Genomic DNA, 13818 nt, shown 5'->3' on the forward strand with positions numbered 1-13818 from the left:
CTTTATTGATGAAATTCCGTTTAAAACTATTGTGCATTTAATATTTCTGCAATATGCAGTACTTTAACATTGCTTTTTTGTCGACGTAGGATGCCTTCCATGTGCATTAAGCATGACATGTCTGCTGCCGTGATATATTCTGCACCGTGGTTTAAATGATCAGCTACCCGGTCTTTACCCATTTTTACAGATACTGCTTCTTCGGCAACGCAAAAGGTTCCGCCAAAGCCACAGCATTCATCGGGCCTGCTCAATTCAACAAGCTCAAGGCCTTCAACCATTTTTAAGAGATGCAAGGGTTTTGAAAATGGGGCATCAACCAATTCGCTCATCTGCGCAAGCATTAAACCTCGCTGTCCATGGCAACTTTGGTGTACGCCAACCTTATGTGGGAAGCGCGCAGATAGTTTTTCTACCTTAAGTACATCAGTTAAAAACTCTGTTAATTCGTAAACCTTTTTTCTGATGCCAATCGCCTTATCTTCTTGCTCGGGTGAATGTAAATGATCTTTTATGTGCAATACACAACTCCCGGAAGGGGAAACGATATAATCAAATTCCTCAAAATTGTCGATAAATAAGTCATTGCAGCCTTGAGTAAGGTGTTCAAAGCCCGAATTGGCCATGGGTTGTCCACAGCAGGTTTGGTTGACAGGATACCTTACTGTTATGCCAAGTTTGCTTAATAAATTCAAAGTAGCAATTGCTGCATTCGGATAAAATTGGTCGATGTAACAAGGTATAAATAGGCCTACGTTCATGTATACAGGGTTAGAGAGGTTAAATATAGTATTTTAAAATAATCGCACCATCCTGTGCTGTCGTGTTGGATGCCAATATCACTAATTTATGAAAACGTTTTCAGCTAACTAAAAAAAAGTGTAGCTTGCCACATAATTTATTGCTTATGGCTGGAGGCAAAAAGAACTATCAAAATACTATACTCGATATTGCAGAGGCATTAAAGCTTTCGCCTGCAACGATTTCCCGTGCTTTGAACAATCATCCTTATGTGAAAGAGCAGACCAGAACAGATGTGATGGAGATGGCTACCAAGCTGGGTTATAGGCGAAATCATATGGCTTCGGGTTTGCGCAGTAATAAAACCCGTACAATCGGACTTATCATTCCAAGGGTTTCTATGTTTTTTCATGCTGAGGTGATTACCACCATTCAGAACGACTTGCATAAACATGGCTATAACCTGATCATTTGCCAATCCAATGATTCGGTAAATATGGAGCAGGAGCTAACTGAAACATTATATGCGTCAAGAGTAGATGCATTAATAGCTGCCTGTACCTTACAGACAGTAGATTTTAGTCACTTTGATAAGTTTGTAGATCATGGTACACCGGTGATTTTTTACGATCGTGTTCCGGTAGGAGATTATAAAGCGACTTTTATTAAAGGAAGTGATTTTCAGGGTGCTTATCTGGCTACCAATCATTTAATTGCTGCGGGGTGTAAAAGGATCGCACATGTTTCAGGTCCATTGACCTCTAATCTTTATCAGGATAGGGCAGCTGGATTTTTAAAGGCAATGGAGGAACATCATTTATCAGTAAACCCAGAATGGGTATTTCATCAGGAACTGACTCATGAAAACGCGCGAATTGCAATGCAGGAGATGTTTGAAAAGGATATCGTACCTGATGGTATATTCGCCGACAATGACACCACTGCCATAGCAGCAATTGAATTTGCAAAGGAAAAAGGGATAGGAGTGCCTGATGCACTGAAAATTACGGGATACTCTAATGATCCGCGTACAGCCATCATTACCCCATCAATTACTTCAATTGAACAGTTTCCTAACCTGGTAGGTACAAGGATTGTTGAGGTACTGATGGAGCTCTTGACTGAAGAAGCAGAAGGTCCGGTTTATAAAACGGAACCTGTGATTATTCCTGTTGAACTGATCAGCAGAATGTCGACCGGAGTAAATAAATAATTAATAAAACAGAATAGTGTCCCATTTGGGATGCGTGATATAAATAAAAAACAATGAAAACATCTTTTGAAAGCCGCTATGCAGTTAGTCCGGGTGAAGCAAAGCAATTTGATACTGCTGCTTTACGCAAGAATTTTTTAATGGAAAGCTTATTTGAAGCAGATGCTGTTAAGCTTACCTTATCTCATTTCGACCGTTACATCACTGGAGGTGTTATGCCGGTAAATGAGGCGGTAGAATTGTCAAATCCTGAAAACCTGAAAGCTGCTTATTTCCTTGAAAGAAGAGAGCTCGGTATCATTAATGTTGGTGGAAAAGGAAAGATCGTAGCTGACGGAGTTACTTATGAACTTGAATTTAAAGAAGCGTTATACCTTGGTAAAGGTACAAAAGAAGTGACTTTTGCTTCGGAAGATAAAAACAGCCCTGCGAAGTTTTACATCAATTCAGCACCAGCACATCATACTTATCCAAGTAAAAAAGTTTCTAAGGCTGACGCTGAAATTGTTGAATTGGGTACGCCGGAAACCGCTAACCACCGTATAATTAATAAATTGCTGGTAAATAGCGTATTGCCTACTTGTCAACTGCAAATGGGTATGACTGAGCTGAAAAGCGGAAGCGTTTGGAATACCATGCCTGCGCATACACACGATAGAAGAATGGAAGTATATTTCTACTTTGAAGTGCCGCAAGGACAAAGTGTATGTCATTTTATGGGTGAGCCTCAGGAAACCAGACATATCTGGATGCAAAACGAGCAAGCTGTAATTTCACCTAACTGGTCTATCCACTCGGGAGCAGGTACCAGCAATTATACCTTTATCTGGGGAATGGCAGGTGAAAACCTGGATTATGGTGATATGGACCATTGCGCAATTAATGATTTGAAATAATTATCAAACAATTTATTATGAAGAACCCATCATAAGCATACCGCTACAAACAGTAATGTATATGCTTATGATAGCTTCATAACCGAAAACAAAATATATACTCATGAAAATATTTGGCTTTTTATTGTTGTTTCCAGCCTTGTATGCGCCGGTAATGGCGCAAACCAAGGCTACCATCACGGTAAGTAACCCTTCAAAACTGGAAAGAACTAATGCTGTTGTTCCTGTAAACTGGAGTAGTGTTACCGCAAAATATCCGGCTATTGATACTGCCAATTTTAAGGTTGTAAATTCCTTAACAAAGAAGGAAGTTCCCTTTCAATTGGAGCGTCGTGGAGAAGCTACCGTTAAAAACCTTCTGGTGCAGGTTAGCTTGAAAGCAAATGGTAGTGCAAAACTGCTGATTGTACCGGGTAAACCGGCTGCTGTTGTTAAAAAAACTTATGGTCGTTATGTTCCTGAACGTTATGATGATTTTGCATGGGAAAACGATAAAGTGGCTTTCCGTATGTACGGAAAGGCATTGGAGACCAGAAAAGACAATGCTTTTGGAACTGATGTTTGGGTAAAAAGAACGAATAAGCTAGTCATCAATGAATGGTATAAAACCGGTGATTATCATACAGACCATGGTGATGGAATGGATTATTACAGCGTTGGTTTTACATTGGGTGCTGGTGATGTTGCTCCAATTATAAAGGATTCGATTGTTTTTGCTAAAAACTACCATTATTGGAAAGTATTGGATAACGGTCCATTACGTACTACATTCGAGTTGGGTTATGATGCCTGGGACGTGGCGGGTAAATCGGTAAAGGTTACAAAAACCATTTCTTTGGATGCTGGATCGCATATGAACAGGGTTGAAGCACTTTACACTTACAGTGGTGATGTTTTACCTGTAGCAGTGGGTATTGTAAAAAGGAAAGAACCTGGAACCATTTTAATGGATGAGCAACAAGGTATTGTTGGTTACTGGGAGCCTCAACATGGTGCTGATGGCACAACCGGAGTTGGTACTATTGTATTGGGAGAGAACTTAAGCATGGGTACTGATGTTAAGCATTTACTTACACGTGCATCGGCCACTAACAACAAACCTTTTGTTTATTATAATGGTTCGGCATGGAGTAAAGCAAATGAAATTACCAATGCGCAGTCATGGTTTAATTATCTGAGTAATTTTAAAAATCAATTACAGCAGCCTTTAAAGGTTAGTGTGCTGTAGTATTAAAAGAAATAAGAAAATGGCAATATTAGATTTATTTAATTTAAAAGGGAAAATAGCTTTAGTTACCGGTTGCAAACGCGGTATTGGTAAAGCAATGGCCGAAGCTTTAGCTGAAGCAGGAGCCGATATTATTGGCGTATCTGCTAATCTGGAACTGGATGGTAGTGATGTAGAAGTTGCGGTAAAGGAATTGGGGAGGAACTTTTATGCTTACCAGTGTAATTTTAACGATCGCGATTCTTTAAAAGCATTCTGTGAAAAAGTGAAAGCGGATCATCCCGTAATTGATATTCTGGTAAATAACGCAGGTACGATCCTGAGAAAGCCAATTGCTGAACATCCTGATGAGTATTGGGATGAGGTAATCGCGGTAAATCAAACTGCTCCATTTATCCTTACAAGGGAAATTGGCAGGGATATGGTTGAAAGAGGGAGTGGGAAAATCATTTTTACTGCTTCATTGTTAACTTTTCAGGGCGGCATAACTGTTCCGGGATATGCAGCCAGTAAAGGTGCAATCGGACAGTTAACTAAAGCTTTCGCTAACGAATGGGCAGCAAAAGGTGTAAATGTTAATGCTATTGCTCCCGGATATATCTCTACAGATAATACAACTGCATTAAGAGCTGATGAAAACCGTAGTCGTTCTATTATGGAGCGTATTCCTGCAGGTAGATGGGGTGAAGCTGAAGACTTTAAAGGTCCGGTTTTATTCCTGGCTTCTGAAGCTTCCAGTTACATGCACGGTACTGTTATGACGGTAGATGGTGGATGGATGGGCAGGTAATGTCTATACATTTTAAATAATATTTAAAAGCAGGCTGTTTTACAGTCTGCTTTTTTTATATTCGAAAACCAAATACCATAAACAAATGAAACACCGTTACTTATTAATTTCTTTTGTACTTCTTAGTACGAATATCGCCTTTGCGCAAAAGGAAACAGTTTATAAAACCTGGAACCCGGAGCAGGAGCAGACCAGTGTTGTTGCCGGACAAGGCTGGCATACGGGGATACAGAATTATTACGATCGTTTACCAGTAAAAGTTGAATCCACAGTTCGCAAACCGGTTTGGAGTTTATCTAAAAACAGCAGCGGTCTTAATCTTCAGTTTAAATCAGATGCTTCGGAAATTGTTGTAAAGTACAAGGTGACCGGACCAGTACAAATGTCACATATGCCTGCAACTGGTGTTAGCGGAGTCGATTTGTATGCAAAAGATGCTAAAGGCAATTGGATTTGGTCGGCAGGCAAGTTCTCCTTTGGAGATACCATTGTATACCGTTTTCCAAATTTAAAAACTACGGATAGTAAAGTCCGGGAATATACTTTATACCTTCCTTTGTACAATTCTGTAAAATGGATGGAAATCAGTGTGCCTGAGGAAAGTACTTTTACTCCAGGTTTAAGCAAGCAAAAACCAATTGTAGTTTATGGAACTTCAATTGCACAAGGTGCTTGTGCCAGTCGCCCGGGCTTAGCCTGGACTTCCATCGTAGGGCGTAAGTTAAATGTGCCGATGATCAATCTGGCCTTTTCTGGCAATGGAAGATTAGAAAAGGAGATTGTTGAATTGCTTCCTGAAATTGATGCCAGGTTATATGTATTGGATTGCTTACCTAACTTAACGGGAGCGGCTTTTACTAACGATGAAATTAAAAAGAGAATTGAAGATGCGGTAACTCATTTGCAGCTGAAAAAACCAGGCGTTCCAATCCTGCTTACAGAGCATGATGGCTATACCGATGACGGCATAAATTTAGAGAAGAAAAAGGCTTACGAGCGTGTAAATATTGCACTGAGAGCTGCTTTTGCTGCCTTAAAGGCTAAAGGTGTAAAGAATATATACACCCTAACAAAAGCAGAGATCAATCAGGACATTGATACCATGGTGGATGGAACCCATCCAAATGATATTGGCATGATGCGTTATGCTGATGCATACGAAAAAGCCATCAGAAAAATTAAATAGGCGTGTGGCAGCTACTATAGATTACTTTCTATAGCGCCTACTTTTTCACGATACAGGTCTAACGGCCCATCCAGCAATACCGCAATTACGGTCAGGTCTTTATCCAGCCGGGGTTGCGGTATTGGAATATAAATGATACCCGGAACCGCACTCCAGTAAAGCTTATTGAAGAGCTGAGGTTCGATCATCGTACCTTCTCCAACAATTCTAATCCTGCTGATCTTGTTTTTGATACCTTTTAAAGCAATAGGACCGGTTGGTGTTCCTTCAACAAAAAGATACAGTGTTTGCTTGTCTGCCGATAAAGCGCTAGCTCCCTGATAATGACCACCAGGTAAACCCTTGCTTGTTTTATATAAAGCTTCAGCATTTTTTGTGATCCAGTTGTACAACCCTGGAGATAGGGTGTTTTTATCTTTTTCAAGTCCTATTCCATCGACTGCAAGTGAGGTGTTCAGGAAAGGGTTGTTACCTGCATGCAATGAATTGGCAAGTTTTTTAAGTAGAAGCTGATCAGCAGTGCCTTTTTCTTTCAGGTCTGCAAAACTGGTGTTTGGCGTCGAAAGCTCATGTAATTCAATCGGCTGATCAAATTTTATAGCAATAACTGTTACATCCTGATCTGCTGCTGAAGAAGGAATTTTTACCAGTAGGTCGCTTCCTTTTTTGCTGAAGCTAGCTGCCATCTTTGTCCCTACAATTTTAGCGCTAACAGGCTGTGATTTGATGCCTCTCAGCAATAATTCTTCGTTGGTTTTAGTGGCCCAGTCAGCATAAACATAGAGTGTTTTTTTATCCTTAGATAAGGCTGTTTTTCCGCTGAAATGCCAGGCAGGAATTCCCGCCCTTGTACCATATATTGCTTCGGCATGTTTATTCGTCCAGCGGCCCAATTGCTTTAGGATGTTTACCTGCTCATCAGGAATGGTGCCATCGGCTTTAGGACCGATATCAAGTAATAAATTACCACCCATACTGATACAATCCACCAGTGTTCGGATGATCATATTAGGTGATTTATATTTGTAATCATAAGGCTGATAACCCCATGAATCGTTCATGGTATAACAAAGTTCCCAGTAGTCATTATCTGGCTTTAAAACGGGAATACCTTGTTCGGGTGTTTCATAATCTCCATGATGGTTTAAACGGGAGTTGATGATGATATTGGGATTGTATTTTTTAAGATTGCTCAATATTTTGGCACTTTGCCATTCTTCACCTGTATGCTCCCAGTCCCCGTCAAACCACAGCAGATCCGGTTTAAAACTGGCAGATAATTCATCAAGTTGTGTATGGAAATAGGTGCTGAACTTGTTCCAGCGGGCAGGAGCTTCTGCTAATTTGTATCTTTTACGTTCTCTTGTAAAGCCATCATAATCCGGGTGACTCCAGTCGGGCAAGGAGAAATAAATGCCTGTTTTTAATCCTGATTTTTTTAGTTCAGTCACAAAAGGGCTGATCAGATCCTTTTTGGCCGCACTGTTTTTTAGTGTAGTAGTCGCGTTCTCAGTTTTCGTATCCCATAAGGCAACACCATCATGATGCTTGCTGGTAATTACTGAGTATTTTGCTCCACTTCCTTTAATCAGTTTAACCCATTCCTGAGGGTTATAATTTGCAGCATTAAAACCATTGAGCTGCTTCATATAGTTATCGTGGCTCAGGTAATTGTTAAAAAATGACCATGATTCAGCAATACCGTTTACCGAGTAAATCCCCCAATGGATAAAAATACCAAGTTTGGCATCTTTAAACCACTCCATTTTTTGAGCTTTCGCAGAAATATTTTCTTTAGTTGTCTCCTGGGCAGAAAGCTTGCAAAGAGGAAGCAAAAACAATAGTATAAACAGGCTTTTAAATGGTGTGGTTCTAGTCATCATGGTTCAATAAATTATTTGCTAAGGTAAGATTTCTGATAGTTTAAAGGGCTTTGGCCGGTAATGACCTTAAAATGTTTATGAAAGCTGGCGAAATTATGAAAGCCGCTTTCATAACAGATTTGCTTTACATTCATACTGTCTTCTATCAGTAGTTTGCAGGCATGTCCAACGCGGATTTCGCTGATAAACTGGGTGTAAGTTTTTCGGGTTCTCGTTTTAAAATAGCGGCAAAATGAATTGGGACTGATGTTGGCAACAGCGGCCATTTCTTCCATCTGTATTTTCCTTTTAAAATTGGCCAGTGAATAGTTATAAATAGCATTGATCCGGTCATTCTCCGTTTCTTCAAAATTATTTCGGAAGCCTATTGATGATAATGGCTTATCCAGCGAGCTATTTTCTATAGCCAATAAGGCCTCCATCAAAAGAATGATTCTTCTGGGACCTGAGGCCAGGAGGATCTCCTCCATAAGTTCCCCAACGTGTTTTTTACTTTTGTTAATGATCTGAATTCCTCTTTGCGCTTTTTCCAGTGTTAACTTCATACCCTTGTTTTCAGGTAGCGAAAGAAAATGGTTTCCCCAAAAGTTTTCACAAAAATGAACTACAACAACATCGGCATTGTTTTCCTCACCTTCATTGAAATAGCTGTCGTCAAACTTCCAGTAATGGGGTAGATGGGCACCAACAAGGACAATGTCGCCCGAATTGAAACGTTTGATGCTATCGCCAATAAACTGTGTACCATTGCCTTTTTTAAAGTAAATCAATTCTACTTCGGCATGATAATGCCAACGGTTATTGATGTAAGGTACTTTGTCTCTCCTGGCACTAAATGAATTGACCAGATTGTTAGAAACTTTAAGTAGTTGAGGTTTCATGATATTCGGTTTGGTATTGGAATCTTAAATTTATAAAAATCTTTTATAATTACCTTATATCTGTCAATATTATGACGAATTATGCCAATATCGTTTAATCTATTTAATTTCAGCGCAAAAATTGTCTGTAACGACTTTATTTGCTTCATCTGTAACGAATAATATTCATACAGATCTAACGTTCTTAAATGCTTTCCCCTCTTAAAATAAATTAATGCTTAACTCAAAAACAAAAGGAACTATTTTTTTACTCGTATTGATTGGCCTGCTCTTCAATCAACAATTAAATGCGCAAACAAAAAGAGTAGTAAGCGGGGTGGTTAAAGACAGCACCGATTTGGGGATACCGAGCGCGCATATCCGTTTGATTGCAGGTAAGGATACCATAAATACGAGTTCTGATAGTGATGGTAAGTTTTTACTTAGCGGCATCAGGCAGACTGGTTTTGATATACTTGTTCGTGGTATTGGTTATAAGTCTCATGCTGGTAAGTATACATTTACCGACAAGCAAACTGAATTTGAATTGGGTGGGATCGTCTTAAAGCCTGATGTCCAGATGTTGGATGAAGTGGTTATTAGCGGAAAGGTCAGCCCGATAAGGGTAATGAAGGACACTATAGAATACAATACTGGAGCTTATGTGGTTAGGGAAGATGATCGGGTTGAAGATTTGCTAAAGCAGTTGCCCGGTATGGAGGTAGATGAGGAAGGAAAAGTAACCAGTATGGGTAAAGAATTGACCAAAATCAGGGTTAATGGAAAGGATTTCTTTACGGGAAATGTGAAGGAGTTCATCAAACAGTTGCCTGCAGAGATGCTTTCACATATCCAGGTAATAGATGATTATGGTGATGAAGCCAATTTCACTGGGATAAAAACTGGAGAACCCAGAAAAGTATTAAACCTGGTTACCAAACCTGAAAGAAACAGAGGGCGGTTTGGAAACTTCGGCAGTAATGCAGGGACGAACAATCGCTATGGATTTAATGCAACTGGAAATTTATGGAATGGGGATCGTCAGACAGGGATGAATACCAGCGTAAGCAATTCCAATAATAGTGCAGGAATGAGCCAAAGTATTCTTGCCGGGGGAAGTATCCGACAACCATTAAATAAGCAGCTTTCTATTAGTGGGGGGTATAATTTTAACCAGAACCGCAACGAAAATGAGATGGAGAGCGCTGTAGAAACGATTAATGAAATTGGAACAATTTATAATGATAATAACAGTAAGTCAAATCAAAAAAGTGCGGGCAACTCCGTAAATATAGATGTAAATGGTCGTTTGAAGGATGACTTTTTTCATGCTTCTGTGGGAGGGAATTTAACCAGTGATAAGTCAGTTCGTAAATCTAACTCAATCCAAACCGGAGCGATACGCCAGGACCAACTTAATGAAAGTGGGAGCAGCAATGACAATCCGGGACTTTCAACAAGTTTTAACTGGGGCAAGAGACTTGGTAAAAAGAAAAAGCGAACTGTTATGATAAATGCCGGAGCAAACATCAATAGTACCAATGGTGATGAGCATATTTTTACGCAAACAGGCTATTATGATAAGGAAGCAGATGTTTTGGTTAAGGATTCTTTACTAAACCGTTTAGTGGACACCAGGAATAAAACCAATAGTTTTAATGCCGGTTTTAGTTTTAGTGAACCCATTAGTAAAGCTACTGATACTGTAAAAAGAGAATCTATTGATTTAAGTTATGCACTTTCTTTAAATTCCACCAATAATAGCTTGCAAACAAGTGTTTTAGATGTGCAGGGAAGAACAAATCACGTTGATTCATTAAGCAATATATACACCTCTCAGTTCCTTAGTCATAATCTGAGATTGAGTTATCGATACAATTCAAAAGCGTATGATTACAGTTTTGGTTTATCCATGCAGCCAAGTACGCTGACCGGTAGTTATGAAGGTAGAGCTGATAAGGTCAATCAAACTACGGTGAACATGAGCCCGACTGCAGATGCAAGATTTTTACTTTCGAAAAGCCAGTCTTTAAACTTAAATTACAACGGATATACCACTGCCCCTCGTTTTGAACAGTTGCAACCTGTTCCGGATTCTAGAAATTTACTAAATGTAATTATTGGAAATCCAAACCTTAAAACATCCTTCAATCATTCTGTAAATATAGGTTACAGGTTATTTGGAAATACCAGTGGCAGAGCATTACAAATAGGTTTAAATGGCAATGTAGTCCAGAACCAGGTGGTAAGCAATGTTAGTCTAATCCCTGATACTTTAGGTGGTTTTAAACAGGAGACCCGTTTCGAGAATGCAAATGGGAATTACAACTTTGGAAGTAATTATTCGCTGTCCTTGCCTTTTGCAGAACGTAAGTACAACCTGTCGTTTGAAGGGAATTTAGGTTATTCAAATGCTGTAGTATACGCCGATAATGCGAAAAACTATAATCGGGGCATCAATTTTAGTCAATCGCTAAGAGCGTCCTTAAATACAAAAAAAGTATCGATGGGTACCAGCGTTAACTATAGTTTTAATGCGAATGATTATTCTTTGGCAACGGCAAATTCAAGGGATATAGAAACCTGGTCTTTTAATTTGAATTCCAGGATTATAGCTTCAAAATATTTATCCGGTCAGGTGAATGCTTCGAAGAGGATTAACAATGGTTACTCGATCAATTCAACCAACCCTTTATTGATAGGAGCAACCATTGAAACCACATTTTTAAAAAACCGAATGGCTTCCTTATCTCTTCAGGCAAGCGACTTGCTCAATCAGGGAAATACGGTAAATAGGATCATAACTAATAATTCAATTATCGACAGCCGTAGTAATCAGGTAACCCGCTATGTAGTGATGAATTTTTCTATGAGATTGCAGAATTTTGGTGGTAAGAAAAAGAGTTGAAAAAAGTGTGTTCAAACTTTCATTTATTAAAAAAGATAATTACATTTGAGCTTACCCTTTCGAGGGTATGTTTTTCATAGGTAGATGTAGGGTCGAAAATTAATTTTCGGCCCTTTTTTGTTTGGCCTGCTTCCGTATCTTTATACCAGTTATGAGGAAGAAGAAGAAAGTCATTATTGCCATTACAGGAGCCAGCGGCTCTATTTACGCTAAGTTATTGCTGGATAATCTCTTAAGGTTATCTGATCAGGTAGATAAGGTAGGTGTGGTGATGTCGGACAATGCCAAAGAAGTGTGGCGCTTTGAGTTGGGTAACGAAGAATATGATAATTACCCCTTCACTTTTTATCCAAAAATGGATTTCAACGCGCCCTTCGCATCGGGTTCTGCAAAATATGACACGATGATTATTATTCCATGTTCCATGGGAACCCTTGGTCGTATAGCTCATGGAATTTCAAATGACCTGATTTCAAGAGCTGCGGATGTGATCCTCAAAGAACGCAGAAAACTGATCGCAGTGGTTCGGGATACTCCTTTTAGCCTCATTCACATCAATAATATGAAGACGGTAACCGAAGCAGGAGGGATTATCTGCCCTGCAAGTCCTTCATTTTACAGTATTCCTAAAACGATCGAAGAGGTAGCGCAAACGGTAGTAAGCAGGGTTATCGACCTGGCAGGCTTTGAACAGGATAGTTATCGCTGGAATGAGGAATAATATCATCTAAAACCTTACCTTTGCAAAATTCTCAAACAGCTAATTCCGTTTGAGTAACAATAGATACAGAATGAAGAAAGTTGCATTTTATACATTAGGCTGTAAGTTGAATTTCTCTGAAACATCAACAATTGGCAGGTTATTTACCGACGCAGGGTATGCTGTTGTAGATTTTACAGATGCTGCGGATGTATATGTGATCAATACTTGTTCTGTTACAGAGCATGCAGATAAGAAGTGCCGTAAGGTAGTAAAAGAGGCCCTGAAATATGCCCCTAATGCATATATTACTATTGTTGGTTGTTATGCCCAGCTAAAGCCTGTCGAAATTGCTGAAATTGAAGGCGTGGACATGGTTTTGGGTGCGGCCGAGAAGTTTAGAATTGTTGAATTTATTTCCGACCTGACCAAGCAGCCTAAAGCTGTAATTCACCAGCAAAACATAGAAAAAGTAAATCATAATTTTATTGCCGCCTATTCTATCGGCGATCGTACCCGTACCTTTTTAAAAGTACAGGATGGTTGTGATTATCCTTGCACCTATTGTACCATACCTCTGGCGCGTGGCGGAAGCAGGAGCGATACCATCGAAAATGTAGTGAACCGTGCTCAGCAAATCGCTGAAAGTGGGGTTAAAGAAATCGTATTAACAGGGGTAAATCTTGGCGATTTTGGAATAAGAGATGGTAAGCGTGAAGATAAGTTTTTTGACCTCGTAAAAGCATTAGATGAGGTTGAAGGTATTGAACGAATCAGGATTTCTTCAATCGAGCCTAACTTACTAAGCAATGAAATCATTGAATTTGTAGCCACCTCGAAAAGATTTGTTCCGCATTTTCATATTCCGCTACAATCAGGTTCTAATAAAATATTGGGACTGATGAAGCGTCGCTACCAACGCGAATTGTATACCGAGCGCGTTGCTAAAATTAAAGCAGTGATGCCGAATTGCTGCATTGGCGTTGACGTAATTGTGGGCTTCCCGGGTGAAACCCATGAAGACTTTTTAGATACCTACCAGTTTTTGAATGAATTGGATATCTCTTACCTACATGTGTTTACCTATTCTGAACGTGAGCAAACAGAAGCTGCGGAGATGAAAGGTAGCGTTGCGGGAAGTACCCGTGCAGACCGTAGCAAAATGCTTCATATCTTGTCGGATAAAAAACGCAGAGCTTTTTACCAATCGCAATTGAATACTATTGGTGAAGTTCTTTTTGAAGACGATCAGAAAAATGGATTTATGCATGGTTTTACCAAAAACTATGTGAAAGTTAAAGCCAAGTATGACCCAGTTATGGTAAATGAAATCAAAACGGTTAAATTGGTCGAGTTAACGGCAGATGGTGAGGTAGAAGTTGCAGAAACACAAGAAGTATTAGCGCATTAATC

11 protein-coding genes are annotated in these 13818 nt (G+C 39.5%); 8 read left to right on the forward strand and 3 right to left on the reverse strand.

All coding sequences use genetic code 11. From position 1 onward, the window contains the following. Nucleotides 1-26: 26 nt before the first annotated feature. Nucleotides 27-761 (reverse strand): (Fe-S)-binding protein, encoded by a 735-nt coding sequence (locus tag B9A18_RS10270; RefSeq protein WP_084289203.1) that lies wholly within the window; start codon nucleotides 759-761, stop codon nucleotides 27-29. Between the two features lie 146 nt (nucleotides 762-907). Here B9A18_RS10270 and B9A18_RS10275 point away from each other — a divergent pair, with 146 nt between their 5' ends. The 5 genes from B9A18_RS10275 (at nucleotide 908) to B9A18_RS10295 (ending at nucleotide 6054) form a co-directional block, all read left to right on the forward strand. After that, nucleotides 908-1954 (forward strand): LacI family DNA-binding transcriptional regulator, encoded by a 1047-nt coding sequence (locus B9A18_RS10275; protein WP_084289204.1) that lies wholly within the window; start codon nucleotides 908-910, stop codon nucleotides 1952-1954. A gap of 53 nt (nucleotides 1955-2007) precedes the next feature. Beyond that, entirely contained in the window at nucleotides 2008-2850 is an 843-nt protein-coding gene (kduI, locus tag B9A18_RS10280) for a 5-dehydro-4-deoxy-D-glucuronate isomerase (RefSeq protein ID WP_084289205.1), read from the forward strand. A gap of 103 nt (nucleotides 2851-2953) precedes the next feature. After that, nucleotides 2954-4078 (forward strand): DUF4861 family protein, encoded by a 1125-nt coding sequence (locus B9A18_RS10285; protein ID WP_084289206.1) that lies wholly within the window; start codon nucleotides 2954-2956, stop codon nucleotides 4076-4078. Between the two features lie 25 nt (nucleotides 4079-4103). After that, on the forward strand, nucleotides 4104-4868 hold the full coding sequence (locus B9A18_RS10290; protein ID WP_200816347.1) for an SDR family oxidoreductase: 765 nt from the start codon (nucleotides 4104-4106) through the stop codon (nucleotides 4866-4868). Nucleotides 4869-4953: 85 nt separating this feature from the next. After that, nucleotides 4954-6054 carry an SGNH/GDSL hydrolase family protein gene (locus B9A18_RS10295; protein WP_084289208.1) on the forward strand — a complete coding sequence of 367 codons (1101 nt, stop codon included), beginning with the start codon at nucleotides 4954-4956 and terminating at the stop codon, nucleotides 6052-6054. Between the two features lie 14 nt (nucleotides 6055-6068). On the opposite strand, the gene B9A18_RS10300 is transcribed toward B9A18_RS10295, so the two are convergent. Both B9A18_RS10300 and B9A18_RS10305 read right to left on the reverse strand, forming a co-directional pair. Further along, nucleotides 6069-7937, reverse strand: a complete 1869-nt coding sequence (locus B9A18_RS10300; RefSeq protein WP_235005288.1) for an alpha-L-fucosidase — start codon at nucleotides 7935-7937, stop codon at nucleotides 6069-6071. An 11-nt stretch (nucleotides 7938-7948) separates the two neighbouring features. Continuing rightward, nucleotides 7949-8818: an AraC family transcriptional regulator gene (locus B9A18_RS10305; RefSeq protein ID WP_084289210.1), complete on the reverse strand. Its 870-nt coding sequence runs from the start codon at nucleotides 8816-8818 to the stop codon at nucleotides 7949-7951. A gap of 214 nt (nucleotides 8819-9032) precedes the next feature. Here B9A18_RS10305 and B9A18_RS10310 point away from each other — a divergent pair, with 214 nt between their 5' ends. The 3 genes from B9A18_RS10310 to mtaB all read left to right on the forward strand — a co-directional run bounded on the left by B9A18_RS10310 (nucleotide 9033) and on the right by mtaB (nucleotide 13816). After that, nucleotides 9033-11705 (forward strand): outer membrane beta-barrel protein, encoded by a 2673-nt coding sequence (locus B9A18_RS10310; RefSeq protein ID WP_084289211.1) that lies wholly within the window; start codon nucleotides 9033-9035, stop codon nucleotides 11703-11705. 151 nt (nucleotides 11706-11856) lie between these two features. Beyond that, complete coding sequence (locus B9A18_RS10315; protein ID WP_084289212.1) at nucleotides 11857-12426, forward strand: UbiX family flavin prenyltransferase; 570 nt, start codon at nucleotides 11857-11859, stop codon at nucleotides 12424-12426. Between the two features lie 70 nt (nucleotides 12427-12496). Beyond that, nucleotides 12497-13816 (forward strand): tRNA (N(6)-L-threonylcarbamoyladenosine(37)-C(2))-methylthiotransferase MtaB, encoded by a 1320-nt coding sequence (gene mtaB / locus B9A18_RS10320; protein WP_084289213.1) that lies wholly within the window; start codon nucleotides 12497-12499, stop codon nucleotides 13814-13816. Nucleotides 13817-13818: the final 2 nt, after the last annotated feature.

The sequence above is a fragment of the Pedobacter nyackensis genome (assembly GCF_900176505.1).
Taxonomy (GTDB): Bacteria; Bacteroidota; Bacteroidia; order Sphingobacteriales; family Sphingobacteriaceae; genus Pedobacter; species Pedobacter nyackensis.